Origin of the sequence: Nonomuraea sp. NPDC049750, from assembly GCF_040659625.1 — a bacterium.
Taxonomy (GTDB): domain Bacteria; phylum Actinomycetota; class Actinomycetes; order Streptosporangiales; family Streptosporangiaceae; genus Nonomuraea.
Genome location: NZ_JBFANB010000056.1, coordinates 25,770 through 51,235 on the forward strand (window position 1 = coordinate 25,770; position 25,466 = coordinate 51,235).

25 protein-coding genes are annotated in these 25,466 nt (G+C 69.4%); 11 read left to right on the plus strand and 14 right to left on the minus strand.

What is annotated here, in order from left to right; translation table 11 throughout:
* Positions 1-64 precede the first annotated feature (64 nt).
* Complete coding sequence (locus AB0J16_RS57835) at positions 65-1,711, plus strand: acetolactate synthase (RefSeq protein ID WP_358557401.1); 1,647 nt, start codon at positions 65-67, stop codon at positions 1,709-1,711.
* Positions 1,712-1,883: 172 nt separating this feature from the next.
* Here the strand turns inward: AB0J16_RS57835 and AB0J16_RS57840 are convergent, their stop codons facing one another.
* The gene (locus AB0J16_RS57840; RefSeq protein WP_358557404.1) at positions 1,884-3,605 is read right to left on the minus strand and encodes a protein kinase; all 1,722 of its coding nucleotides are present in this window, start codon (positions 3,603-3,605) and stop codon (positions 1,884-1,886) included.
* Positions 3,606-3,862: 257 nt separating this feature from the next.
* Here AB0J16_RS57840 and AB0J16_RS57845 point away from each other — a divergent pair, with 257 nt between their 5' ends.
* Positions 3,863-4,246 carry a hotdog domain-containing protein gene (locus AB0J16_RS57845; RefSeq protein ID WP_358557407.1) on the plus strand — a complete coding sequence of 128 codons (384 nt, stop codon included), beginning with the start codon at positions 3,863-3,865 and terminating at the stop codon, positions 4,244-4,246.
* 73 nt (positions 4,247-4,319) lie between these two features.
* Here AB0J16_RS57845 and AB0J16_RS57850 read toward each other — a convergent pair whose 3' ends face one another.
* The 7 genes from AB0J16_RS57850 to AB0J16_RS57880 all read right to left on the minus strand — a co-directional run bounded on the left by AB0J16_RS57850 (position 4,320) and on the right by AB0J16_RS57880 (position 11,120).
* On the minus strand, positions 4,320-4,532 hold the full coding sequence (locus AB0J16_RS57850; protein ID WP_357643180.1) for a biotin/lipoyl-binding carrier protein: 213 nt from the start codon (positions 4,530-4,532) through the stop codon (positions 4,320-4,322).
* A 41-nt stretch (positions 4,533-4,573) separates the two neighbouring features.
* Positions 4,574-5,932 carry a biotin carboxylase N-terminal domain-containing protein gene (locus AB0J16_RS57855; RefSeq protein WP_358557410.1) on the minus strand — a complete coding sequence of 453 codons (1,359 nt, stop codon included), beginning with the start codon at positions 5,930-5,932 and terminating at the stop codon, positions 4,574-4,576.
* 513 nt (positions 5,933-6,445) lie between these two features.
* Positions 6,446-7,708 carry an HD domain-containing phosphohydrolase gene (locus tag AB0J16_RS57860; RefSeq protein ID WP_225301836.1) on the minus strand — a complete coding sequence of 421 codons (1,263 nt, stop codon included), beginning with the start codon at positions 7,706-7,708 and terminating at the stop codon, positions 6,446-6,448.
* The gene (locus AB0J16_RS57865; RefSeq protein WP_357949560.1) at positions 7,705-9,060 is read right to left on the minus strand and encodes an HD-GYP domain-containing protein; all 1,356 of its coding nucleotides are present in this window, start codon (positions 9,058-9,060) and stop codon (positions 7,705-7,707) included. The genes AB0J16_RS57860 and AB0J16_RS57865 overlap by 4 nt, the downstream gene beginning before the upstream one ends.
* Before the next feature lie 243 nt (positions 9,061-9,303).
* Positions 9,304-10,242, minus strand: a complete 939-nt coding sequence (locus AB0J16_RS57870; protein ID WP_358557413.1) for an NAD-dependent epimerase/dehydratase family protein — start codon at positions 10,240-10,242, stop codon at positions 9,304-9,306.
* Between the two features lie 9 nt (positions 10,243-10,251).
* Positions 10,252-10,518 (minus strand): mycothiol system anti-sigma-R factor, encoded by a 267-nt coding sequence (gene rsrA / locus AB0J16_RS57875; protein ID WP_225301833.1) that lies wholly within the window; start codon positions 10,516-10,518, stop codon positions 10,252-10,254.
* On the minus strand, positions 10,515-11,120 hold the full coding sequence (locus AB0J16_RS57880; protein ID WP_214640210.1) for a sigma-70 family RNA polymerase sigma factor: 606 nt from the start codon (positions 11,118-11,120) through the stop codon (positions 10,515-10,517). Before AB0J16_RS57880 ends, rsrA begins: the two co-directional genes overlap by 4 nt.
* Before the next feature lie 234 nt (positions 11,121-11,354).
* Between AB0J16_RS57880 and AB0J16_RS57885 the strand changes: the two genes are divergently transcribed.
* The gene (locus tag AB0J16_RS57885) at positions 11,355-12,155 is read left to right on the plus strand and encodes a methyltransferase domain-containing protein (protein ID WP_358557416.1); all 801 of its coding nucleotides are present in this window, start codon (positions 11,355-11,357) and stop codon (positions 12,153-12,155) included.
* A gap of 36 nt (positions 12,156-12,191) precedes the next feature.
* Here the strand turns inward: AB0J16_RS57885 and AB0J16_RS57890 are convergent, their stop codons facing one another.
* Both AB0J16_RS57890 and AB0J16_RS57895 read right to left on the minus strand, forming a co-directional pair.
* Positions 12,192-12,524, minus strand: a complete 333-nt coding sequence (locus AB0J16_RS57890) for a TraR/DksA C4-type zinc finger protein (protein WP_358557419.1) — start codon at positions 12,522-12,524, stop codon at positions 12,192-12,194.
* Positions 12,525-12,677: 153 nt separating this feature from the next.
* Positions 12,678-13,424, minus strand: coding sequence for an SOS response-associated peptidase (locus AB0J16_RS57895; protein ID WP_358557422.1), 747 nt, complete (start codon positions 13,422-13,424; stop codon positions 12,678-12,680).
* Positions 13,425-13,515: 91 nt separating this feature from the next.
* Here AB0J16_RS57895 and aroA point away from each other — a divergent pair, with 91 nt between their 5' ends.
* From aroA to hisN, 3 genes are all read left to right on the plus strand, one after another.
* Positions 13,516-14,817 carry a 3-phosphoshikimate 1-carboxyvinyltransferase gene (gene aroA / locus AB0J16_RS57900; protein ID WP_358557425.1) on the plus strand — a complete coding sequence of 434 codons (1,302 nt, stop codon included), beginning with the start codon at positions 13,516-13,518 and terminating at the stop codon, positions 14,815-14,817.
* Between the two features lie 160 nt (positions 14,818-14,977).
* The gene (rsgA, locus tag AB0J16_RS57905) at positions 14,978-16,018 is read left to right on the plus strand and encodes a ribosome small subunit-dependent GTPase A (protein WP_358557457.1); all 1,041 of its coding nucleotides are present in this window, start codon (positions 14,978-14,980) and stop codon (positions 16,016-16,018) included.
* A 117-nt stretch (positions 16,019-16,135) separates the two neighbouring features.
* Positions 16,136-16,921, plus strand: coding sequence for a histidinol-phosphatase (gene hisN / locus AB0J16_RS57910; protein WP_358557428.1), 786 nt, complete (start codon positions 16,136-16,138; stop codon positions 16,919-16,921).
* Here hisN and AB0J16_RS57915 read toward each other — a convergent pair.
* Together AB0J16_RS57915 and AB0J16_RS57920 are read right to left on the minus strand one after the other, a co-directional pair.
* Positions 16,916-17,701, minus strand: coding sequence for a fructosamine kinase family protein (locus tag AB0J16_RS57915; RefSeq protein WP_358557431.1), 786 nt, complete (start codon positions 17,699-17,701; stop codon positions 16,916-16,918). The genes hisN and AB0J16_RS57915 overlap by 6 nt on opposite strands.
* Positions 17,688-18,161, minus strand: coding sequence for a low molecular weight protein-tyrosine-phosphatase (locus AB0J16_RS57920; protein WP_358557434.1), 474 nt, complete (start codon positions 18,159-18,161; stop codon positions 17,688-17,690). The genes AB0J16_RS57915 and AB0J16_RS57920 overlap by 14 nt, the downstream gene beginning before the upstream one ends.
* A gap of 121 nt (positions 18,162-18,282) precedes the next feature.
* Between AB0J16_RS57920 and pstS the strand changes: the two genes are divergently transcribed.
* From pstS to AB0J16_RS57945, 5 genes are read left to right on the plus strand one after another with little or no spacing between them, the layout of a single operon-like run.
* Positions 18,283-19,395, plus strand: coding sequence for a phosphate ABC transporter substrate-binding protein PstS (pstS, locus tag AB0J16_RS57925; RefSeq protein WP_358557437.1), 1,113 nt, complete (start codon positions 18,283-18,285; stop codon positions 19,393-19,395).
* A gap of 6 nt (positions 19,396-19,401) precedes the next feature.
* Complete coding sequence (gene pstC, locus AB0J16_RS57930; RefSeq protein WP_358557440.1) at positions 19,402-20,382, plus strand: phosphate ABC transporter permease subunit PstC; 981 nt, start codon at positions 19,402-19,404, stop codon at positions 20,380-20,382.
* Positions 20,379-21,254, plus strand: coding sequence for a phosphate ABC transporter permease PstA (gene pstA, locus AB0J16_RS57935; protein WP_358557443.1), 876 nt, complete (start codon positions 20,379-20,381; stop codon positions 21,252-21,254). The genes pstC and pstA overlap by 4 nt, the downstream gene beginning before the upstream one ends.
* 14 nt (positions 21,255-21,268) lie before the next feature.
* The gene (gene pstB, locus AB0J16_RS57940) at positions 21,269-22,045 is read left to right on the plus strand and encodes a phosphate ABC transporter ATP-binding protein PstB (protein WP_358557446.1); all 777 of its coding nucleotides are present in this window, start codon (positions 21,269-21,271) and stop codon (positions 22,043-22,045) included.
* Between the two features lie 26 nt (positions 22,046-22,071).
* Positions 22,072-22,767 carry a response regulator transcription factor gene (locus AB0J16_RS57945; protein ID WP_358557449.1) on the plus strand — a complete coding sequence of 232 codons (696 nt, stop codon included), beginning with the start codon at positions 22,072-22,074 and terminating at the stop codon, positions 22,765-22,767.
* Positions 22,768-23,024: 257 nt separating this feature from the next.
* Here the strand turns inward: AB0J16_RS57945 and AB0J16_RS57950 are convergent, their stop codons facing one another.
* Together AB0J16_RS57950 and AB0J16_RS57955 are read right to left on the minus strand one after the other, a co-directional pair.
* Complete coding sequence (locus AB0J16_RS57950; RefSeq protein ID WP_358557452.1) at positions 23,025-23,912, minus strand: serine hydrolase; 888 nt, start codon at positions 23,910-23,912, stop codon at positions 23,025-23,027.
* Between the two features lie 631 nt (positions 23,913-24,543).
* Complete coding sequence (locus AB0J16_RS57955; protein ID WP_358557455.1) at positions 24,544-24,957, minus strand: Imm7 family immunity protein; 414 nt, start codon at positions 24,955-24,957, stop codon at positions 24,544-24,546.
* Between the last annotated feature and the right edge of the window lie 509 nt (positions 24,958-25,466).

Genomic DNA, 25,466 nt, shown 5'->3' on the forward strand with positions numbered 1-25,466 from the left:
GGCCGCGTGACGACGCGACCGTTGACATCTGTTTACTCTGATGGCTCGTTGGTAGGTTCCCGGCATGGAGTCTGCGAAGCACGCCGGTGACGCCGCCGTCGCCGTGTCCAAGGCCTATGGTGTCGAGACCATGTTCACGCTGTCGGGAGGGCACGTCTTCCCGCTCTACGACGGCGCCGTGCACGAGGGCATGCGGATCCTCGACGTACGCCACGAGCAGAGCGCCGTGTTCGCCGCGGAGGCCACGGCCCGGTTGACCAGGAAACCCGGGCTGGCCGTCCTCACGGCGGGGCCCGGCATCACCAACGGGATCAGCGGCGTCGCGACCGCGCACTTCAACGGCTCCCCCGTGGTCGTCATGGGTGGGCGGGCCCCGCGCTCACGCTGGGGCAGCGGGGCCCTGCAGGAGATGGACCACCCGCCGCTGCTCGGGCCGATCACCAAGCTGTCGTTCACCGCGACCGGAGCCGACTCCATCGGCCAGGACGTCGAGGCGGCGTTCCGCACGGCCGTCGCGCCGCACCGCGGGCCGGTCTTCCTCGACTTCTACATGGACGACCTGTTCGCGCCGTCGCCGGCGCACCCGGTCGAGACGCAGAGCCCGTCGCCCCTCGAGCCCGACCCCGAGTCCCTGGCCACCATCGCCAGGCTGCTCGCCGAGGCCGAGCGCCCGGTGCTGGTCTACGGGTCCGACGTGTGGATGGACCGGGCCGAGGAGGCCGCGCGCGACTTCGCCGAGAACTGGCGGCTGCCGGTCATCCCCAACGGCCAGGGCCGCGGCATCCTGCCCGCCGGCCATGAGCTGCTCGTCACCCGCGCCCGCGGCCTCGCCTTCGCCAAGGCCGACCTGGTCATCGTGGTCGGCACCCCGCTCGACTTCCGGCTCGGCTACGGCTGGTTCGGCGGCAAGCAGGGCGCGCCGCCGGCCAAGGTCGTGCACATCGCCGACACACCGTCGCAGCTGGCCACGCACACCCAGCCCGCCGCGTCGGCCGCCGGCGACCTGTCCGTGGTGCTCTGGAGCCTCGGCACCGCCTGCGGCGACGCCGGCCTGAAGCCCACGGCCTACTCCGGCTGGGTGTCGCAGCTGTCGGAGGCCGCCGCCGCGGCGATCGCCGACGACGCCGCCCTGCTCACGGCCGACTCCGACCCGATCCACCCCATGCGCATCTACGGCGAGCTGGGCAAGGTGCTCGACGACGACGCCGTGGTGATCGGCGACGGCGGCGACTTCGTCTCCTACGCGGGCAAGTACGTCGAGCCCAAACAGCCCGGCAACTGGCTCGACCCGGGCCCCTACGGCTGCCTCGGCACCGGCCTCGGCTACTCCATCGCCGCCCGGCTGGCCCGGCCGTCCTCACAGGTGGTGCTGCTGCTGGGCGACGGCGCGGCCGGGTTCTCGCTCATGGACGTCGACTCCCTCGTACGGCACAACCTGCCGGTGGTCATGATCTGCGGCAACAACGGCATCTGGGGCCTGGAGAAGCACCCGATGCAGATGCTCTACGGCTACGACGTGGCCGCCGAGCTGCAGCCGCAGTGCCGTTACGACCAGGTGGTGACGGCGCTGGGCGGCGGCGGCGAGCTGGTCACCCGGCCGTCGGAGATCGGCCCCGCGCTGCGTCGCGCGTTCGACTCCGGCGTGCCGTACATGGTGAATATCGCCACCGACCCCCAGATCGCCTACCCCCGCACCACGACGGGCATCTGACCTGACCGGCCCCCAGATCCCCTGCCCTCGCACCACAGCAGGCATTTGACCTGACCGGCCCCCAGATCGCCCACCCGCCGGAGGATCTGACCTGACCAACTCCCAGATCGCCCACCCGCCGGGCGATCTGACCTGCCCATCGCCTACCCCCGCACCACGGCGGGGGTCTGAACTACCTGGCCCCGAGCGTCGGCGTCGGGGTCGGGGTGGGTGACGGGCAGGGGCCGCCGTCGATAACGACGATCTTGACCGGCTTGTTCACCTCTAGCCACGTGCCGCCGTTGGGGAAGGTCTCGCCGATCCGGCCGCAGGTGATGCCCTGCTCGGTGGTGGTCTGGTCGTCGATCCTGATGTTCTGGAAGCCCGCCGCTCGGATCCGCTGGGTGGCCTGCGCGTACGGCAGCTCGACCACGGAGGGGACCTGCTTCTTCGTGACCGTCGTGCTCGGCTTCGGCGAGCTGCTGGGGGTCTTGGTCGGCGTCTTCTTGTCCGTCGGCTCCGGGGTCGGTGGCTCCTTCTCCGTCTCCGTCGGCTCGGCGGCCGTCCTGGTGGGGACCGGCTCCTGCGTGGTCGGCTTGGGCTTGATCGGGCGTTTGGTGGGCTTCGTCGACGTGGGGGTCGGATCTGGAGTGGGCTCGGAGTTCCCCTTCGACGTGGTGACGGTCGGCTCGGGTTCGAGCTGGCTCGACATGTTCGTCAGCGCGACAGCACCGGCGCCCGCCCCGAGTACGACCGCGGCCGCGATCCCGGCGACGAGAGCACCTCTACGAGGCGCCTTGGCGCTGGCACGGCGGGCACCCTGACGCGGCCCGGCCACCGTCTGCGCCTCAGACGTCCCAGCCTGATGTGACCCGGTCTGGTGCTGCCCAGCCTGGTACGACCCCGTCTGGGGCGGCCCACCGGCCTGGTAGGACCCCGTCTGATGGGGAGCTCCCTGATAGGACCCCGTCTGGTAAGAGCCCGCCTGGTGGGATCCGGTCTGGTGGGGACCCGACTGGCGGGACCCGGTCTGGTACGCCTCCATCGGCGCGGCCATGGTGGCACCCGTCACCGGCGGCGCGGGCTCTGGAGGGGGTGTCTCGCCGGCCGCGATCTTGCGGGCCGTCTCACTCATCGCCCTGGCCGTCGGGTAACGGGCGAGCGGATCTTTCGACAGGGCGCGTTCCACGAGGGCGCGCGCGGGTGCGGGGATCTCGGCGGGCAGCGGCGGAGGCGCCTCGCGGATGTGCTTGAGCGCGATCGTGACCGCGCTCTCGCCGTCGAACGGTCGCTGCCCCACCAGGCACTCGTAGGCCACCACGCCCAGCGCGTAGATGTCCACCGCGGGCGTGACCGGCGCGCCCTCGGCCTGCTCGGGCGCGCAGTAGGCGGCGGTGCCGAGCACCATGCCCGCGTCCGTGAGCCGGCTGGCCACGTCGGAGCGGGCGATGCCGAAGTCGGTCAGCACGAGCGTGCCGTCGCGCTGGACCAGCAGGTTGCCCGGCTTCACATCACGATGCACGATCCCCTGTTGGTGCACCGCCTGCAGCGCCGAGGCAGCCTGCGCGATCAGCTCCATCGCGGGCTGGGGCGGGATCCGGCCCAGCCGCATCAGCAACTTGTCGAGTGGCTCCCCGTCGACGAACTTCATCACCAGATAGACGGTGTCCCCGCTCACACCGTAGTCGTAGACGTCGACGACACCCGGATGATTGATCGTCGCCATCGCCCGGGCCTCGGCCTGGAAACGCGCGACGAACCCGGGATCGTCCATGCGGCCGGGCAGCAGCACCTTGACCGCGACAGTGCGCGCCAGCACGATGTCCTCGCCCCGCCACACCTCGCCCATGCCGCCGGCGCCGATGCGGGTGTCCAGGCGATAGCGCCCCGCCAGCGTCGTTCCTTGGGCTACCATGACTCCCCCGTTACCCCTTTACCTCTATAACCTCTCCCACCCCAAGGATCTCCAACAAAGCGAAGTTGTGTCGCGGTGAGGTAACACAGAGGTCACGGAACTTCGAGAGTGTACGACTCACGAGTCCCACATGCCACTTAAATGCCGTAAGCCCTACAAACCCTATCCTGCGGCCTTCTGGCCGCACTTGTCCGCGTTTCCGGGAGATCAGGGCCCTTGACAGCGGGCCGCGGTGATGATCGCAGTACGCTGGCGGTATGACGCTCGCTCCGGGTCTCCGCTCCCAGCTGCTCATCATGGTCGAGAGGTCCGACACCGCTGAGAAGATCGGCAGCGGCGACGTCCCGGTGCTCGCCACTCCGCGGCTGCTCGCGCTGGCCGAGATGGCGACGGTCAAGGCGGTGCACGCGCATCTCGCTCCCGGTGAGACGACCGTCGGCACCCGTGTCGAGCTGGTGCACCTGGCGCCGAGCCCACTGGGCACGCACGTACAGATCACCACCGAGCTCACCGAGGTCGACGGCAGGCGGCTGGTCTTCGGCTTCGAGGCCCGCGACAAACAGAACATCGTCGGCCGGGGCACGATCGAGCGAGTGGTGGTCGATCGCGCCAAGTTCCTCGACCGCGCCACCCGCCAATAGTGATCGATCGCACTAAGTTTCTCGACCGCGCCGCCCGCTAAGGTCTTCGGACCGGCGGCTATCGTGCCGGCGGCTATTCGATGACGGCGATCAGGTCGCCCTCCTGAATCACGTCGCCCTCGCTGACCTTGAGCTGCGCGACGACGCCCTCGTCCTCGGCCAGGACGGGGATCTCCATCTTCATCGACTCGAGGATGACCAGTGTGTCGCCCTCGGAGACGGTGTCGCCCTCCTGGACGACGACTTTCCAGACATTCGCCACCATCTCCGCGCGTACCTCAGCCACCGCGACTCCCCTCTTCCAATGAGTAAACAATGTCATGTGCGCTAGGCGCGCATTCGCCCGATCAAGCCGGTGTCATAGTCGCCGCTGACGAACTCGGCGTTGTCCAGCAGTTCCGCACAGAACGGCAAGTTGTTCTTGGGCCCTTCGACGACGAACCCCGCGACGGCCTCGCGACCGGCCCGCAGCGCCTCGGCCCGGGTCGCACCGAAGACACAGAGCTTGGCCATGAGGGGATCGTAGAACGGCGTGACCGTATTGCCCTCCTCGTAGCCGGAGTCCACCCGGACGCCCTCGCCGGCCGGCTCTCGCCAGGCGGAGATCTTGCCCGGTCCCGGGAAGAACCTCCCGGGATCCTCGGCGTACACACGGAACTCGATGGCGTGGCCACCGGTCTCCGCCTTCACCTCGGGACTCTCGCCCGCGGCCACCCGCAGCTGCAGCTCGACCAGGTCCAGCCCGGTGACCAGCTCGGTGACGGGGTGCTCCACCTGGAGCCTGGTGTTCATCTCCAGGAAGACGAAGTCCTGCGCGTCGGCGTCGACCAGGCACTCCACGGTGCCCGCGCCCAGATAGCCGACGGCCTCGCCGGCCCGCACGGCGGCGGCGAGCATGCGCTCGCGCAGCTCGGGCGTGATGCCGGGCGACGGCGACTCCTCCACGACCTTCTGATGACGACGCTGCACAGAACAGTCACGCTCGCCCAGGGCCACGACCGTGCCGTCGGGCAGGCCGAGGATCTGCACCTCGACGTGGCGAGCCCGCGCGATGTAGCGCTCCAGCAGAATGGCGGGCCCGTCGAGGACGTCACCGGCGGCGAACCTCGCCGCCGCTCGGGCGGCCTGCTCGAAAGCCTTGGCCAGTTCTTCGTCGTCGTGGGCGACGCTCATCCCGATGCCGCCACCCCCGCCCGCGGTCTTGACCATGACCGGGTAACCGATCCGGCCCGCCGCCCGCAGCGCCTGCTCCAGATCGGTGACGGGCTCCCGGGTGCCGGCCGCCACGGGCACACCCGCGTCCTCCATCAGGTTGCGGGCATTGATCTTGTCGCCCATCTGGTCGATGGACTTGGGGGCCGGGCCGATCCACACCATCCCGGCATCGATCACCGCCCTGGCGAACGCCGCGTTCTCCGCGAGAAACCCGTAACCCGGATGAACCGCCCGCGCCCCGGTGGCCCGAGCCGCCTCCAGCACCTTCCCGGCATCGAGATAGCTCAGCTGAGGGTTGGCCGGCCCGATCAGCACGGCCTCGTCCGCCTCGCGCACGAACGGCAGATCCGCGTCGGCCTCGGAGTGGACGGCGATGGCCCGCAGCCCCAGCCGCTTGACCGTGCGGATGACCCGCCGGGCGATCTCCCCTCGATTGGCGACCAGAACAGCCCCAAGCGTCTCAGTAAGCACCCGCCCAATCTACGGCCGTTGGGCGGAAGGTCCCTTTCCCGCTAAACCACCGATCCGGCCGACGTCTTCTGTAGAAAACCCACAAACTCCATGTTTTACGGCAAGCCGCCCCCACCGCCACCCACCGCACATGGCTGAGGACCTCCAGGAAAACGCCCGCTGACCCCGCACAGGGCCGGGCGCCGTTACGTGCGCATCCTTGGCCGGTGGCGCGGACGGGCGAGCCAGTGGCGCGACCGAGTTCCAGGCTGACGGGCCTCTTCTTCCGCCCCCGGAGGGCATCCCTTCTTGAGGCCCACCCACCACAGACCGTCTGCTCCCGCTGCCCCGCAGAGGCATTCCTCCTCTGCAACCCCAGCCACAACGGGCCGTCCTCTTCCGATCCCCCGAAGGGCCTTCTCCCGCAAGGACCTCAGCCGCCACGGACCGTCACAGAGATCCAGACGGTCGCGTGACGAGCCATCCGGCGACCGCGGCGGAGGCCGGGCGCGCGGCCACCACCCACAGAGGGCGTTACAGCTTGTGGACCGCCAGCCGGTCCACCACCCTGGTCATCGCCTCGATCGCCGCCGGATCATACGCGGTCCCCACCGCCAGCCGCAGCCGCTCCAACGCCGCCCCTGCCCGGTCCCGATCAGCCGACCCCCCGACCAGGTCGTCGTAGGCGTTGGCCGCCTTGATGATCCGGCTGGACAGCGGCGGGTCCTCGGCGATCTGGTCGCACTGGCGGCGTACCAGCTCGGCCACCCGGTCGAGCACGCCCGTCTGCTTGATCACCTCGGCCCCCAGCTCCGCGATGCGGCGGGCCTGCGCGGGATCGGCGAGCACGGTCGCGCCGCCCGGGATGGGGTCGCTCAGGGACAGCTGGCCGATGTCGTGCATGAGGGCGGCGTACTCGAGCTCCAGCAGCTCCGGCTCCGCCATGCCCAGCTCGCGGCCGACCGCCACGGCCAGGCGGCTCACCCGGCGCGAGTGACCGGGCTCGACGTAGCCGCCGACCTCCGTGACCCGCGACAGGGCGCGTACGGTCTGCAGGTAGGTGGCGCGGATCCCGGCGTACTTGCGGAAGGCCACCTGAGTGACCAGCAGCGGAGCGGCGAAGACCAGCAGCGCCACCAGGTCCATGCTGTGGGTGGCCAGCGCGAGCAGCACACCGGACGCGGCCACGGCGGCGCCCAGCGGGAAGGCCATGTTGAGCTCGTCGCGCACGGCCACCTTGAAGGCGGTGCGCACCTGCTCGGCCCTGAGCAGGGCCGCGATCAGCACGTCGATCAGCAGGGTGAGCGTGATGAGCGTGACCATGACGCCGAGCGCGGGCCACCATGTCGGCGGGTCCTGCCGGGTGAGCTGGAAGAGCGGGTCGGCCAGCGGCCGGAAGGCGAAGGCGAGCAGCGCGCCGGTCAGCAGGCGGCGCGCCATGGCGTCGAGGCGCGGCGGGCGGCCGACCGCCAGGTGCGGCAGCGCGCCCGCGATCATGCCGACCGCGATCACGGCCACCACCTGGAGCGCCGTGTGGCGCAGCGGGTTGTCGCTGAGGTCGAGCAGCAGCGTGTAGCCGAGCGCGGCGGCGGCGCCGATGGGCGCGACCTCCCGGTTGCCCGGCATGGTGAGCCTGGCCAACTCGCCGACCGCGATCAGCGCGCCGAAGCCGATCGCGATCTCGGGCCGGTCGAGCCCCACGGCGGAGGTGTGCGCGACGCCGGCCACCGCGACCAGTCCCGCCCCGCAGATGAGCAGCAGTTGCCCGGAGTCCAGGCTTTGGAAGGCACGCGTCAAGGCCCGCTCACCACTTCGATCGGCCTGGTCGGGTCGTCATGGTCCTTGATCGGGGTCTCGGTCGCCTCGGGCGGCGGCGACTCGACGCGGCGGGGCGGCTGCCATGGCTCGCGTTCGAGTGCTCTGGCGAAGGCCGCCACCATGACCGGGTCGAACTGGCGGCCCGCGTTCTTGCGCAGCTCTTCGACGGCCACCTCGACCGAGCGGGCGTGGCGGTAGGAGCGATCGGACGTCATCGAGTCGAACGCGTCGGCCACCGCGATGATCCGGGCGAACTCCGGTATCTCGTCGGCCGCCAGTCCCATCGGGTAGCCCTTGCCGTCGTGGCGTTCGTGGTGGTGCATGATCCCGGCGTACGCCTCGTCGAGGAAGTCGATCCCCCGGACGATCTCCAGCCCGCGCATCGGGTGGAGCTGGATCGCGGCGAACTCCTCCTCGGTCAGCGGCCCCTCCTTCTGCAGCACCTTGGTCGGCACGCCGAGCTTGCCCACGTCGTGCAGCATGCCCGCGTAGCGGATGGCGCGCAGCCGCTCCAGGCCCATGCCGATCTCCTGAGCGATCATCGAGGAGGCCAGGGAGACGCGGGTGCAGTGGCCCCTGGTGTAGTAGTCCTTCGTCTCGACCGCCTGGCACAGGGCGGCGATCGTGGCGTCGTACGAGCGCTGCTGCGCGTGATATTGACCGAACGCCCAGCGGGCGACGAACAGCGGCAGCAGCACCAGCACCGCCGAAATCGACTGCACGGTCGCCCAGAGCCCGGCCACCAGCAGCCCGAACGTGCCGTAACCCAGATAGGACAGCAGGAACTGGACCATGCCCCGCAGCGGCACCTCCATGGCCCGCACCCGGGTGGCCAGCCGGATCATGGTCAGCGTGAGCACGATGTTGAGCGGCACGAACACGCCCGTGGCCGCGGCGTAGGGGCCGATGAGGCCGTCGAAGGCGTTGACCCCCGGCACGCCGGAGACCCCGCCCAGCCCCTGGTAGATCCAGCCGGCCGCGTAGCCGCAGATCGCGAACTGCGCCCCGTTGAACAGCCGCTTGATCAACGGCAGCCCCGGACGCACGCTGAAGACCGCCGTGAACCCCACCAGAGCGGCCCCTTCCGGACCGATCAGGACGACAGCCGCCAGCGCCGCGGAGAAGCTCACGGACACCGCGAACTGCTCCACGTTCAGCAACGTCGGCATCGACTCGCAGACCAGGAACAGCAGCGCGAGCACCAGCAGGATGCCCAGATCTCCGGGTGCCACCAGGCGCCCGGAGGTGATCACGCTGTGCCCGAGGAGGATGGTCGCCGCGCCGATGACGGCGATGAGATAGACCTTCGCAGGCCACGGCAGATCACGCATTGCGGCCCCCAAGGGTGCTCAGGTCCAGGACACCCCGTGAGGCAGGGCCCCGCCCGCGCTCATCAGCAGTGTCATCACAGGGGTGATCAGCACCGCGGCCGCGATCAGCCGGGCGATCATAGCCTTCAGCATGTGCTCGCCTCCACGTCGACTCGATACGCCGACTCCTGTGGGTCACGCTACAGAAGGCCCGGTCTGTGCAGGGCCAGAGTCGAGAATCGCAAGCAAAGCGTAATCAATCCACTACCTTGGGCGACGGGCGGCCCAGGCGACCGTGTTCTTCAACCCGGTCGCCAGGTCGGTGCGCGGCTGCCAGCCGAGCCCCTCATAGGCGGGCACCGGGTCGACCGCCATGGCCGGCAGGTCGCCCACCCGCGGCGGCGCGAACCCCGGCTTGTCCTGCGCGTCGGCCGCGTCGGCGATCAGCGCGTGCAGTCTGCGGTCGGTGGTCTGGATGCCGGTGCCGAGGTTGAACCTGCGCCCGTTGCCCTCGGCTCCACAGGCCCGGACGAAGCCGTCGACCACGTCCTCGACATAGATGTAGTCGCGGGTCTGCGTGCCGTCGCCGTAGAGCACCGTGGGCGTGCCGCCGAGCAGGCCGTCGGTGAAGATGGCCACCACTCCGGCCTCGCCTTCTGGCGACTGGCGCGGGCCGTAGACATTGGACAGCACGAGCGTGGTGTATTCGATGCCGTAGAGCGCCTTGAAGGTGGCGAGGTAGGTCTCGCCGCTCAGCTTGGAGGCGGCGTACGGCGAGCGCGGGTCGGTGGCGGCGTCACCGGGCACCGGGATCGTGGCGGGCCGGCCGTAGACCGCGACGGAGGAGGCGAAGACCACCTTGCGGGTGCTGGCCTCGTGCGCGGCGGTCAGGACCGACGCGGTGCCCTGGACGTTCACACTGGCGTCGTGGACCGGATCGGTGACGCTCTTACGCACGCTGATCTGCGCGGCGAGATGGCAGATGACCTCGGGCCGCAGCTCGGCGGCCAGCTCGATCAAGGCCGGATCGCGGACATCGACCTCGTGCAGGCGGAAGCGGTCATGCGTGGCCGCGTCGGCCAGGTTGTCCCGGCAGCCGGACGAGAAGTCGTCGACGACCGCCACGTCGTGCCCATCCGCCAGCAGGCGATCGACGAGATTCGAACCGATGAACCCGGCACCCCCGGTGACAAGCACGCGCATGGGGGAATCCTAGTCGGACAGCTCCGATCTCACCTGCGCGATGCGGGCCAGCACTTTGGAACGCAGGTCGCCGGGCACCGGGTCACAGCCGCAGTGTTTGGCCACGAGCGCCTTGATCGCCTTGTCGAGGTCATATTCCTTCAGGCACGGGCTGCACTCTTCGAGGTGCACGCGGATGTCGACCACGTCGCCCTCGGTCAGCTCGCCGTCGAGATAGGAATAGACCTTGTCGAGCACTTCCCGACAGTCGGTGTCATGCGGGTTGCCACAGCTCATTTCGATCCCTCCGCCGGGACCAGGCCGCGCTCACGGGCGTAGTCCTCGAGAAGTCCGCGGAGCTGCCTGCGACCGCGGTGCAGCCTGGACATCACGGTGCCGATCGGGGTCCCCATGATGTCGGCGATCTCTTTGTACGGGAAGCCCTCGACGTCGGCCAAATAGACCGCGATCCGGAACTCCTCGGGCAGGACCGCCAGGGCCTGCTTGATATCACCGTCGGGGAGATGCTCGAGCGCCTCGACCTCGGCCGACTTCAGGCCACTCGAAGTGTGCGACTCAGCGCGGGCGAGCTGCCAGTCCTCGATCTCCTCGGTGCCCGACTGCTTGGGCTCGCGCTGCTTCTTGCGATAGCTGTTGATGAAAGTGTTGGTCAGGATCCGGTAGAGCCACGCCTTGAGGTTCGTACCTTCCTGGAACTGGTGGAACGAGGCGAACGCCTTGGCGAAGGTCTCCTGAAGCAGGTCCTCCGCGTCCGCTGGGTTCCGGGTCATCCGGAGCGCCGCGGAGTAGAGCTGCTCGAGGTAAGGCATGGCTTCGCGCTCGAACCGCTCACTTCGCTGTTCCAGAGTCTCCGCGCCTGTCGCGGGCACCGGACCCACCCCCCTAAGATCACCGGTGGCCGGCTGTTGCGGTACACCGTACTCAGGGGAGAATACCCGCTCGTCACGGACCGGTCCGTCACTGGGGAGGGGTTCGAGCAATGTGAGCATGCACGTCGCAACACGCCCGCGCCCTCGTCTGTTCCCGCAAGATAGAAGGTGACGAACGACCCGGTGCGGGGAAAACCATACGTACCGGCTGGTAGCCATTTTCCCGGAACCCAGGAGTCGCGTGTGCTGCCCATTCCGGCCGAGGAACTGAACGGCTCAGGGACGCTCGGGCCGTACTGGACCTTCTACCGCGCCGTTGTCGCCGAGCAGCTGACCCGGTGGCTCCCCGCCCAACCCTCCGTCGTACTCGATCTGTCAGGAGGCCGCGGACGCTGGTCCGGGCAGGCCGCCGGAGCCGGGCACCGGGTGATCGAGCTGCTCGACTTCCGCCGCTCCACCTCGCTGGCGTTGACCCCCGCGTCGCTCAACTCCCAGTCGCCGAGCTCCCCCTTGATGCCCGACCCGCAGGCGCGGCTGCGCGACGCCGGGCGCGTCCGTCACGTACGCGCCGACGACCTGGCCTTCCTCCCCGACGAGAGCGTGGACGCGGTCCTCGCCGAAGAACGCGCCATGTCGATCGAGCTCATGGCCGAGTCGGCGATGAGCGACGTGTTCCGGGTGCTGCGGCCCGGCGGCCGGGCGCTGATCTGCGTCGACTCCCTGGTGCTGGGCATGGCGATCCTCGCCGAGCAGGAGCAGTGGCAGCACCTGCGGCAGACGGGCGAGGTCATGCTGGTGCCGTGGCCCGACGGCAGCATCACCCGCTGCTTCAGCAGCGCGCAGCTGCGCGAGCTGCTGACCGGCGCCGGTCTGGAGGTGGAGTGGGTACGCCCGCGTACCGTGCTGTCGCCCTCCACCGTCGACCACGTGCTGGGCTCCGACGCCAGATCGCTGGCCTGGCTGGTCCGCACCGAACTCGACGCGCACCCGGACGACGACGACACGGTCGGCATCCACCTCGTGGCCAGCGCCCGCAAGACCTAGCCGCTTTCGTTGGCGGTACCGCCAACGAAAGCACCGCTAGCGGCGGCGTTCCTGCCTGCCCTGGCACTCCACGCACCGCGCGGCCTCCGGACGGGCCTCCAACCGGCCCTCCGGGACCGGCTTGCCGCAGTCGACGCACCTGCCGTACGTGCCTTCGTCCACGCGCTTGAGCGCCTCGATCACGGACCTGCGCTGCGCGGTGGCCACGGTGAGCATGGCCTGGGCGCGGTCGGCGTCGGTCAGGTCGGACCCCGCGTCGGCCGCGGAGTGCTCGCGGATCGCGACGGGGTCGCCCTGCAGCACCCCGATCGATCGGTCCAGGTCAGCGAGCATCTTCTCCAGCTGCTTACGAGCGGTCGCGTCGTCCACGGATCCGCACCTCCGGGTAAAGGGGGGCAAGCCGCAGCGGGACTCCCCGGAAGTCCTACCCGGCGCGTTGGGGGGCATGTGTGGCGGTGACTCCGGGTGAACGGATGCATCGCTTTCCCCACCGAATGCCCACTAAGCGTGGCTCTTACACCTTTAGCGGAGAGCGGTTTCCTCCTCCGGGGGCAGGGGTTTGATGAGGTCCGGGCCGTTGTTCCGAACATTGTTGACATCGGTGGAAACGGCCACCGCCGTAAGCCGCCCGGTGTCGGCCGGCACCAGCAGACCCGAAGCCTGCTCGGGGTCGGTGAGCTTGGGGTCGAGCCACTCCGCCCAGCGCTCCTGCTCGATCATCATCGGCATCCTGTCGTGGATGCGGCCCAGCTCGTCCTCGGCGTCGGTGGTGATGACCGTGCAGGTCACCAGCCACTTGAGTGGATCGTCGTCGTCGCGCGACTTGTCCTTCCAGAACTCGTACAGGCCCGCCATCGCCAGCACCCCGCCGTCCTCCGGGTGGATGAAGTACGGCTGTTTCTTCTTCTTGTCGCCCTCGACCGGCATCCACTCGAAGTAGCCGTCGGCCGGCAGCAGGCACCTGCGCTTGGCGAACGCCTGGCGGTAGGACGGCTTCTCGGCCACCGTCTCGATCCGCGCGTTGATCATCCGTGAGCCCACCGACGGGTCCTTCGCCCAGGCCGGCACCAGCCCCCACTTGACGATCCGCAGCTGCCGCACGGCCCGCTCGGCGTCCTTGGGGACTCGGCTGAGGACGGCGTAGACGTTCTTGGTGGGCGCGACGTTGTAGTCGGGCCCGAGCTCCTGGTCAGGGTCACCGTCGAGCTCGACCTGGAACTCCTCCAGCAGCTCGTGCTTCTTGCGCGCCGACGCGTATCTCCCGCACATGTCCCCACACTGCCATGTACCTGTGACCGCATGCGCGCCCGCCCGAGTCGCCGGCAGCCGTGAACTTCACCGGCGCCAGTATTCTTTGACCATGCCCGCACCGCACTGGCCCGCGCCCACCGCGACCGCTCCCGTGGTCGCGTCGATCCCATTGCCCGGCTCCAAGTCCGTGACCAACCGCGCGCTGCTCCTCGCCGCGCTGGCCGACGGCCCCGGCATGGTGCGCCAGGCACTGCGCAGCCGCGACGCCGACCTCATGGTCGCGGCGCTGCGTGCCTTGGGCGCCACCCTGACACCGGTGCACGAGACCACGGCCGCCGTCGACTGGCAGGTGACGCCCGGCCCGATCCGTGGCGGCGCGAGCATCGACGCGGGCCTGGCGGGCACCGTCATGCGCTTCGTGCCGCCGATGGCCGCCCTGGCCGACGGCCCGGTCGCCTTCGACGGCGACCCGCACGCCCGCAAGCGCCCCATGGGCCCCATCCTCGACGCCCTGCGCGCGCTCGGCGCCCGCGTCGACAACGACGCCCTGCCCTTCACCATCCACGGCCCGCTGGCGGGCGGCGAGGTCACGCTCGACGCGTCGGGCTCGTCGCAGTTCGTCTCGGGGCTGCTGCTCACGGCGGCGCGCTTCGAGAAGGGCGTCACGATCCGCCACGTCGGCCCGCCCGTGCCGTCGCAGCCGCACATCGAGATGACGATCCAGATGCTCAGGGCGGCCGGGGTGACGGTCGACGACAGCGAGCGCGACATCTGGCGGGTCGAGCCGGGACCGATCGCGGCCAGGGACCTGGCCGTCGAGCCCGACCTGTCCAACGCGGCGCCCTTCCTGGGCGCGGCTCTGGTCACGGGCGGCACGGTCACCATCCCCGGCTGGCCCCACACGACCACGCAGCCGGGCGACGCCCTGCGCTACCTGCTCACCTCGATGGGCGCCACGGTCCGGCTGTCCCCGGCGGCACACGAGGCGGCAGGCGAGGCCGGCTCATTGACCGTGACCGGCACGGGGCGGATCGAGGGCATCGACGCCGACCTGCGCGAGGTGGGCGAGCTGACGCCGACGATCGCCGCGCTGGCCACACTGGCGAGCTCGCCGTCCCGGATCCGGGGCGTGGCGCACCTGCGTGGCCACGAGACCGATCGCCTGGCCGCCCTGGTCACCGAGATCACCCGGCTGGGCGGCGACGCGGAGGAGACCGACGACGGCCTGCTCATCCGCCCCCGCCCGCTGCACGGCGGTGTCTTCCACAGCTACGACGACCACCGCATGGCCACGGCCGGCGCGGTCATCGGGCTGGCGGTCCCGGACATCGCGGTGGAGAACATCGCGACGACGGCCAAGACTCTCCCGGAGTTCGTCCAGATGTGGACGACCATGCTGAGCGAGCGATGACCACCCTCCCGACGCGGATGCTCCTGCGGGCGGCCATGCCGGTCGGCATGGTGGGATGGACACGCGGGCACGGTCTCCTGGGCATCCCGCCCGGTGGGGCAACATGTGGACAGGACCGCCAGGGTCGACAGGCGGCGGATGGTGACATGGGGGTAGACCGCTGAGAAAGCGGGAGTACGACGAGGACGACGTACGGGTCAGGCCGAGCAAGGGCTCACGGCCGCGGACCCGGATCCGGCCTGCGCATGAGGACGCCGTGGAGGGGTTCGTGGTCGCCGTCGACCGGGGCCGCTATACCACACTGGTCGAGCCCGAACGCGCCAAGGGATCGGCCCAGAAGCGCAAGCAGCCCGAGCGTCGCCTGGTCACCGCCATGAAGGCGCGCGAGCTCGGCCGCAAGGGCATCGTCGTCGGCGACCGGGTGGCCCTCGTGGGCGACGTCTCGGGCCGCCCCGACGCCCTGGCCAGGGTCGTACGCGTGGAGCCGCGCACGTCGATGCTGCGCCGTTCGGCCGACGACGTCGAGGACACCGACGGCATCGAACGCCCCGTGGTGGCCAACGCCGACCAGCTGGTCATCGTGACCGCGCTCGCCGACCCGCCGCCCCGGCCGCGCATGATCGACCGGATCCTGGTGGCCGCCTTCGACGCCGAGATCGAAACACTCCTCTGCCTCACCAAGTCGGACCTGGCGCCGCCCGACGAGCTGGTGGCGATGTACGAGCCGCTCGGGGTGTCGCACGTCGTCGTCCACAAGGGCGGCTCGCTTGACCATCTCCGCGACCACCTCACCGGCCGCCTCAGCGTCATGGTCGGCCACTCGGGCGTGGGCAAGTCGACCCTGGTCAACGCCCTCGTCCCGGCCGCCAACCGGGCGGTCTCCCAGGTCAACGCCGTCACCGGCCGAGGCCGCCACACCTCGACCTCGGCCGTGGCCCTCGAACTCCCGGAGGGCGGCTGGATCATCGACACGCCCGGCGTACGCAGCTTCGGCCTGGCCCACGTGTCGGTCGAGACCGTCCTCGCCTCCTTCCCCGACCTCATCGAAGGCACGGTCGACTGCCCCAAGGGCTGCACCCACCTGGACGCCGACTGCGCGCTGGGACCCTGGGTGGCGGCCGGGCACGCCGAGCCGGCCCGCCTGGAGTCCCTCCGCCGCCTCCTGTCCAGCCGCGAGGGCACCCCGGACGACGGCACCTGAGGCCCCGCAGCGGGACTTATCAGAAGAATCAGCCATCCGTCGGGGAACGGGACTTACCAGAAATCCAGGGCCGCTCGACTGATGTTCGGGAGGTAAGTCACGGTAGCGTGGCTCATCGTGACGGGTTATAACGATGATCTACGTCTGGCGCATGTCATGGCGGACCACGCCGATGACCTGACCATGCGAAGGTTCAAGGCGGTCGATCTCAAGGTCGACACCAAGCCGGACCTCACGCCGGTCAGCGATGCCGATCGCGCTGTCGAGGAGGCCATTCGCGGCACCCTCCGGCGGGCCCGGCCACGTGACGCGGTCGTGGGCGAGGAGTTCGGCAAGACGGGCTGGGGTGCCAGATCCTGGATCATCGACCCGATCGACGGCACAAAGAACTACGTACGCGGCGTGCCCGTGTGGGCGACGCTGATCTCACTGATGGAGTACGGCCAGGTCAAGGTGGGCCTGGTGTCCGCCCCCGCCCTGGGCAAGCGCTGGTGGGCGGCCACCGAGGGCGGCGCCTGGACCGGCAAGAGCCTGACCAAGGCGACCCGGATGCGCGTCTCGTCGGTCTCCGATCTGGAGAACGCGTCCTTCTCCTACTCCAGCTTCGGCGGCTGGGAGAAGATGGGCCGCCTCGACAACTTCCTCGACCTCGGCCGGGCCTGCTGGCGCACCAGGGCCTATGGAGATTTCTGGTCGCACATGATGGTCGCGGAGGGCTCGGTGGAGCTGTCCGCCGAGCCGGAGCTGTCGCCGTGGGACATGGCGGCCCTCACCGTGATCGTCGAGGAGGCCGGGGGCAGGTGGACGGACCTCGCGGGCGTCCCCGGGCTGGAGGGCGGCAGCCTGGTCTGCACCAACGGCCTCCTGCACGACGAGGTCCTCAGACGCCTGAACGCCTCATAGCGCCAGCACCCGCGCCACGGCAGCCAGCAAGCTGTCGCGATAAGTCCCACCAAAGAGCACCACGTGGACGAGCAGCGGATGCAACTGATGCAGCGGCACCCGCTCCCGCCACCCGTCCGCGAGCGGCGTCTCCTCCTGGTAGGCCCCCAGGATCCGATCCAGATAGGGCGCCCCGAACAACGCCAGCATCGCCAGGTCCGTCTCCCGGTGCCCGCCGTGCGCCGCCGGGTCGATGAGCACCGCGCGTCCGTCCGACCAGAGCACGTTCCCGCTCCACAGGTCGCCGTGGATGCGCGCCGGCGGCTCCGGCGGCCCCGCCACCTCGCCGAACCGCGACACCGCCCGCTCGATGAGCGCCGCGTCCCGCGTGGGCAGCCGCGCCTGGCGTACGAAGGGCAGCACCCGGCGGGTGGCGTAGAAGGCCGGCCAGTCGTCGGCGGGCGAGTTGTCCATCGGCAGGTCGGCGATGAAGCCCGGCCAGGGCGCGCCGAAGGCGGGCGCGCCGGCGCGGTGCAGCCGCGCGAGATCGCGCCCGAACCGCTCGGCGGCCGCCGCCGTCGGCGCTGAGGTGTCCACCCACGAGAGTACGAGCCGATCCCGGGAGACCTCGACCACCTCCGGCACGGCGATGACCTCACCGAGCCACCGCAGCCCTTCTGCCTCGGAAGTGAACACCGGAGAAACGGCTCCGGTCTTGGCGAACACCACGCGCCCGTCGTCGAGCACGCCCCGCTGCAGCCGCCACCCGTGGGAGGCCCCGAGATCCTCAGTCGATCTCATCGGCTATGTGCTTCGCGACGCCGTCAGAAGCGGCCTCGACCAGCCGCAACACCTCTTCGAAACCGTCGGCCTCGCCGTAGTAGGGATCGGGCACCTCGGCGCCGTCCGGCGCGTCGGGGTCGAACGAGCGGAACAGCCGTACCTCCACGCCCTCAGGGGCCATCCGCCGCAGGAACGACAGGTTGTCCCGGTCCATGGCCAGCACCAGGTCGTAGCGGTCGAACCACCCCGAAGTGAACTGCCTGGCCCGGTGCGCCGAGCCGTCATAGCCGTGATCGGCCAGCGTCCGCAGAGCCCGCGCGTCCATGGGATCGCCCGCGTGCCAGCCGCCGGTGCCGGCGCTGTCGACGGCCACCTGTTCATCGAGTCCGTGGTCGGCCAAGGTCCGCCTGAGCACGGTCTCCGCCATAGGTGAACGGCAGATGTTTCCCATGCACACCAGGCATACGCGATAGGTCATACCTCCCATCATGAGGGCGACCAGGGCCGTTCACCGTCCGTTCACCCTCGGTAGGGGGATTGAGTCACTTTGGCTGCATAACTTCGTAGCGACTAAGGACCGAGTGGGAGGAAACCCAACCGTGAAGTATGCAGGCCGGCTCGCCGCCGTCGCCGTCGTCGGCGCGCTCTCGCTCGCTGCGTGCGGCACAGACAACAACAGCGGCGCCGACGCCACCGCGTCCGCCGGTGCCACCACCGCCGCGGGTAACGACAACGGTCTGAGCGGCACGATCAACGCCGCCGGATCCTCGGCCCAGGCCAACGCGATCGACCAGTGGAAGAAGGACTTCCAGAGCAAGAACCCCGGGGCCAGCCTGAACTACCAGCCCAGCGGTTCTGGCGCGGGTGTCCAGGCCTTCATCCAGGGTACGGTCGCCTTCGCGGGTTCCGACTCGGCCCTCAAGGACGACAAGGGCGAGCCCGCCCAGGCCGACGCCCGGTGCAAGACCGGCAAGGCCATCAACATCCCGATGGTGACCGGCCCGATCGCGGTCGTCTACAACCTCCCGGGCGTCGACGGGCTGCAGTTGTCCCCCAAGACTCTCGGCGGCATCTTCAGCAGCAAGATCACCAAGTGGGACGACGCGGCCGTCAAGGCCGACAACCCGCAGGCCAAGCTGCCTTCGACGCCGATCCAGGCCTTCCACCGGGCTGACGAGTCCGGCACCAGTGACAACTTCACCAAGTTCCTCAAGGCCACGGCCGAGTGGCCGTACGAGCCGGCCAAGGCGTGGCCCGCCGAGGCCAAGGGCCAGGGCGCCAAGGGCTCCGACGGCATCGCCTCCTCGGTGAAGGGCGCCGAGGGCTCGATCAGCTACGTCGAGCTGTCGTTCGCCGAGAACTCCCAGCTCCAGAAGGCCAAGGTCGCCAACGGCGCGGGCGAGTTCGTCGAGCTGAACTCCGACAGCGCCGCCAAGACGATCGAGACCGCGGAGATCAAGGGCACGGGCAACGACCTGAAGCTCGGCATCGACTACGCCACCAAGACCGCGGGCGCCTACCCGATCGTCCTGGTGACGTACGAGATCACCTGCGAGAAGGGCCTGCCCGCCGACCAGGCGAAGCTGGTCAAGTCCTTCCTCACCTACACCGCCAGCGACGAGGGCCAGGCCGCGCTGAAGGACCTCGGTTACGCCCCGCTCGCGGGCGATTTGCTGACCAAGGTCCGCACCGCCGTCGAGGCGATCTCCTAGCAGCCGATGACGACCAACGTTCGTACCCGTGATGGCGGACCGGCCACGAGCCGGCCCGCCTCGCGGCGCAGCCATGGTGAAGGGCCCTTCCGTTACGCCGCCACCGGCGCGGGCGTCATCCTGCTGGGGATCATGGCGGCGATCGCCGTCTTCCTCATCAGCGAGGCGATCCCCGCCCTGCAGGCGAACAAGGGTCACTTCTTCTCCGAGCTGGTCTGGGACCCGAACGGCAGCCAGGTCTTCGGCATCGCCGCCCTGGCGTTCGGCACCGTGCTCAGCTCGGCCCTCGCGCTCGTCATCGCGACGCCCATCGCGGTCGGCGTGGCGCTGTTCATCTCCCACTACGCGCCCCGCCGCCTGGCCGGGCCGCTCGGCTACCTGATCGACCTGCTCGCCGCCGTCCCCAGTGTGGTGTACGGCCTGTGGGGCGTGGTCTTCCTGGTGCCGCTGCTGAAGACGCCCTCGCAGTGGCTGAACGAGAACCTGGGCTGGTTCCCGCTCTTCGCCGGCGAGGGCGCGATCGGCGGCAAGACCATGATCGCGGGAGCCATCGTCCTGGCGATCATGATCCTGCCGATCATCGCGGCCATCTCCCGCGAGGTCTTCCTCCAGGCTCCCAAGATGAACGAGGAGGCGGCGCTCGCGCTCGGCGCCACCCGCTGGGAGATGATCAGGATGGCCGTGCTGCCGTTCGGCCGTCCCGGCGTCATCAGCGCCTCGATGCTCGGCCTCGGCCGGGCGATGGGCGAGACCATCGCGGTCGCGTTGATCTTCCCCGCCACCTTCGACATCAGCTTCGAGATCCTCACCCCGCACGCCAACAGCATCGCGGCGAACATCGCCAACGGCTTCGGTGAGGCCACCCCGATCGGCAGGGGCGCGCTGATCGCCTCCGGCCTGGTGTTGTTCGTCATCACACTGCTCGTCAACATAGCGGCCCGCATGATCATAAACCGCCGCAAGGAGTACGCGAGGGCCGCCGCATGACCGCGATCCAGCACATCTCGACCAGCCGCCGCATCAAGGACCGCGTCGTCCAGGGGCTGGTCTACCTGGCGTTCGCCCTGGCCGTGGTCCCGCTCGTGTCCGTGCTCTGGCTGGTGATCAAGAACGGTCTCGGGCGCTTCGACCTGGACTTCCTCACGCACTCGATGCGCAACATCGGCGCCCGCGACGCGGGTGGCGGTGCCTACCACGCGATCATCGGCACGCTGGAACAGGTCCTGCTCGCCTCGCTCATCTCCGTCCCCATCGGGCTGCTGACCGCGATCTATCTGGTCGAGTACGGCAACGGCGGCCGGTTGAGCCGGTACATCAGCTTCTTCGTGGACGTCATGACCGGCGTCCCTTCTGTCGTCGCCGGCCTGTTCATCCTGGCGTTCTGGGTCCTGTTCCTGGGCCAGCCGTTCTCCGGGTTCGCCGGGGCGCTGGCCCTGTCGATCCTGATGATGCCGACCGTGGTCAGATCGGCCGAGGAGATGCTCCGCCTGGTCCCGAACGACCTGCGCGAAGCCTCGTACGCGCTGGGTGTGGCCAAGTGGCGCACGATCATGAAGGTCGTCCTGCCGACCGCGCTGACCGGCATCATCACCGGCGTCATGCTGGCCGTGGCCAGAGTCGCCGGAGAGACCGCGCCCCTGCTGCTCACCGTGTTCTTCACCGACTCCATCAACAACGACCCGTTCAGCGGGCCGCAGATGGGGCTCCCCCTGTTCGTCTTCGACCAGGCGGGACGTCCCAACGACACCGCCGTGGATCGGGCCTGGACCGGAGCCCTCACGCTCATCCTGATCGTCATGCTGCTCAACCTGGTCGCGCGCCTGATCGCCCGGTGGCGCGCACCTGCCAGAGGCCGATAAGGGGTAAAGCCACTATGTCCAAGCAGATCCAGGTCTCCGGCCTCCACGCCTACTACGGGGGCCACAAGGCCATCGAGGACGTCTCGATGACCATCGAGCCGCGCTCGATCACCGCGTTCATCGGCCCGTCCGGGTGCGGCAAGTCGACGTTCCTGCGCACGCTCAACCGTATGCACGAGGTCATCCCCGGCGCGCGCGTGGAGGGCAAGGTGCTGCTCGACGGCGAGGACCTGTACGCCTCCAGCGTCGAGCCGGTCTCGGTGCGCCGGATGATCGGCATGGTCTTCCAGCGCCCCAACCCGTTCCCCACGATGTCGATCTACGAGAACGTGGCCGCCGGGCTCCGGCTCAACGGCCGCGTGTCCAAGTCGGAGATGGACGGCGTCGTCGAGACGTCACTGAAGGGCGCCAACCTCTGGAACGAGGTCAAGGACCGCCTCAACAAGCCCGGCGCGGGCCTGTCGGGCGGCCAGCAGCAGCGACTCTGCATAGCCAGGGCCATCGCCGTCCAGCCGCAGGTGCTGCTGATGGACGAGCCCTGCTCCGCGCTCGACCCGATCTCCACGCTGGCCATCGAGGACCTGATGGCCAAGCTCAAGGACGACTACACGATCGTGATCGTCACCCACAACATGCAGCAGGCCGCCCGGGTCAGCGACCGGACCGCCTTCTTCAACCTCGCCGAGCAGGGCAAGCCCGGCAAGGTCGTCGAGATGGACGAGACCTCCCGCATGTTCACCAATCCCACAGAGAAGGCGACCGAGGACTACATCACCGGGCGCTTCGGCTGATGATCCACCAGCAGGCGGCATCCAGTGTGAACGGGGACACGAGGACGAAGCCCATCCTGCTCATCGCGGACCCGGACAACGGGGTCGTGGAGGACGTGGCCACCGCCCTCGAACGCGAGGGCGTCTCGGTCACCGGCGTCCCCGACGGCGCCCAGGGCCTGATCCAGGCCGGGGCGCTGCAGCCTGACGTGGTACTCGTGTCGGCCACGCTGCCGGTCATCGGCGCCGTCGACTTCGTACGGGCGGTACGGCTCTCACGGGCCGTGCCCGTTCTGCTCGGCGTCGGCGAGGGGCACGCCGAGCAGGCCGTACAGGCGCTCGCCGCCGGTGCCGTCGCCTGCGTGGCCAGGCCGTACCGGGTGCCGGAATTATTGCCGTTCATCCACGCCGCCTCCCCGGAGGGCCGCGAGGTGCTGGTCGTGGGCGGCGTCGAACTCGACGCGCAGGCCTACCAGGTACGGGTGGACGGGCGGGTCGTGCATCTGCCGCTGCGCGAGTTCGAGCTGCTGCAGTATCTGATGCGCAACGCGAACCGCACGGTCACGCGCGAGCAGATCATGCGGCATGTGTGGCACACGGTGTCCAGCACCTCGACGAACACGATCGCGGTGCACGTCAAGCGGCTGCGGGCCCGGCTGGGCGACGACGAGGACGCACTGATCCAGACGGTCCGCGGCGTGGGCTACCGCCTGATCGCCCCCGCCCCGTCCGACTCGGTGTGACCCTGCTCGACCCCGTACGACCTGCATGGCCCTGTGCGGCCCTGCATGGCCCTGCACGGCCCTGCATGGCCCTGCACGGCCCTGCTTGGCCTGTATGACCCTGCTTGACCCCGCGAAGCTGTTCAGTTCTGTGCGACTACGCTCCGCCCCGCTTAACCCCGCTTAACCCCGTTCAGCCCGTGGGACGCCCCCTCCGGGCCCCGCGTGACCCCGTGCGGTCAGACGTGGCGCGACCGGCCCCGCGTGACCTCGTGCGGTCAGGCGTGACACGACCGGAAAGACTTCATGATCCGCTCGGCCACGCCCTGAACGGTCACGATGCCCTGGCCGGTGTCGGCGTTGTTCTCGGTCAGCACGGCCAGCGCGTAGTCATGGCCGTGGCCGTGAATGAGGCCGACGCTGACGATGGCCCAGCGCTTGGTGGACACGCGCTTCAGCCAGCCGTTCTTCAGCGCGACATGGTCGCCCTTGCACTTGGCGGCGCTCACGCCCCAGTTCTGGCCGTCGATCACCTTGCCCATCAGCCTGAGCACCTGCGCACGATCCTTGGCCCGGAGCGGGCTCTTGGCCGACACGAGGGCCTTCATCAGCCGCACCTGGTCTTCGGCCGAGGTGCTGGTGATGCCCCAGCAGTACAGGTCGACGCAGTCACCCGGAACCCCCTGAGTGTGGCGCAGCCCGTACTTCTTGCCCGCCTTCGTGAACCCGGCGGCCCCACCGATCCGCAGCCAGAGGCGATCGGCGGCGTGGTTGTCGCTGTAGCGGATCATGAGGTCGGCGTCGTGCCTGGTGGCCTTCGAGAGCTTGTGCCAGGGGGTCTTGAGGAGGAGCGCCATGAGGATCTGCACTTTGGCGGTGCTCGCGGTGATCAGTCGTTCGTCGCGGTGATAACGGTAGAGGCGCCCGGTGGTGAGATCTTCGACCATCGCTGTGACAGGCCCCGGACGCCCGGCCAGGTAGCGATCGAGCCGCTTGGTGATCTTCTTGGCCACGATCGGCGGATCCGGCTTGGGCTTCTTGCGATGCTTCACCGGCGCGGGGACCTCGACCAGTGCCTGCTGCTGGACCAGGACAGGGGCCTGCTGGTGGAAGGCGGCCCGACGCTGAACCGGCTCTCGCGGGGGCGGCGCCGGCCAGACGGCCAAGAGCAGCAGGAGAAGCCCAGTTAAGGCCACGCGGGAGAACCCCCCGAAGCCTCTCCCCCCGACCATTCGTGAATTATCACGAATGGTGCCGATGTGACGCTAGTGGCCAGTGGTGCCCAGTTTGACGATCGAGCCGACGCCACAGATGTCCCCTTCGGCAACCCTGTGGGGTGGCCTCGCCCTGCGGGGCCGACTCGCTCAGTGGGGCCGACTCGCTCAGTGGGGCTGTCTCGCTCAGTGGGGCTGTGTCGTTCTGTGGGGTGGTCTCGTTCTATGGGGCGGCCCCGCTCAGTGGGGCAGCTAACTGGCGGCCCGACCTGGCCAGGGCGAGCACAAGCTGCCAGCGCGCCTGTGCCCGCGGGAGATGCTCACCAACGAGCTCAGTCAGCTCGGACGGACGCACGGACGCACGGACGCCAACGTTCCTACGCCCGCACGGACACCACGGGCTTGCTCGCGCGAACACCACGATCTCGCTGGCCGCCCAAGTCGTATCATCTCGAGTTTCCATTGACGGACGGATAGTCCAGGTCAGGAGCCAGACCAGGAGTGCGGCTCGGGTCGGGAATCCGGCTCGGGCCAAGTGCAGCTCGGGTGGGAAGTGCGGCTCAGGTCAGAAGTCCGACTTGGGTTAGGGGTGCGGTTCGGGGTCTTCGAGGGTCGGGATCGTGGGAGAGAGCAGGGTGTCGGCGTGCTCGCTCAGCCAGCCGCGTACGAGCCGGTAGACGCGGAACTCGTTCGGGTGAGCGCCTTCGTCGTCCCAGAGATGGAGCAGCCCGTAGGAGCCGGGCGCGATCTGGCCGACCCGCTGGAACAGCTCGATGATCATGCCGCTCCAGCCGCCGTCGCGGTTGGGTTGGCCGGCCACGTGCAAGGAGGGAATGCCGTTCAACCAGCGCAGGTCGATCAAACCGTAGTCGGGGAGCTGCGCCAGATACGCACGGATCTCCTCCACCTGCCGCTTCAGGAGACCGTCGGATCCTTCGTCGTCAGCGCGGGCCGTCTGACGGATGGTCACCCACCCGTGGTACTCCATCACCGTCATCCCCCTGCCGCCGTCGCCGTCTCTCCATCACCCTCACAGTCCCCTCCGACCTTGCCATCCCTCCCGCAGGCTGCCTCGCGCGGGCCGCCGAGAAGGCAGCAACGCCTGAGCGGAGAAGCCGCGTTGCCGTCGGCCATCCCCCTCCCGCCATCCCTCTCCCGCCGTCGCCATCCCTCCAGCAGACCGCCTTGCGCAGACCGCCGCGGTCGCTCCAGCAGACTGCCTCACGCGGACCGCCAGCACCTTCGCCGTCGCTCCAGCAGGCCGCCTCCAGGCCGCCTCGTGCGCGCCGAGCCTTCCAGGCCCCCGAGAACGGCGCGAGGCCTGGGAATGTAGAAATGCCCGGCAACGGCGCCAGACCCCGCAACGCAGAAAAGGGCCCCACGCGCCACGCGTAAGGCCCCACAACGCGAAAAAGGGCCCCACGCGTCATGCGTGGAGCCCTTTCTGCAACCAAAGATTGTCCGGCGGTGACCTACTCTCCCACACCCTCCCGAGTGCAGTACCAT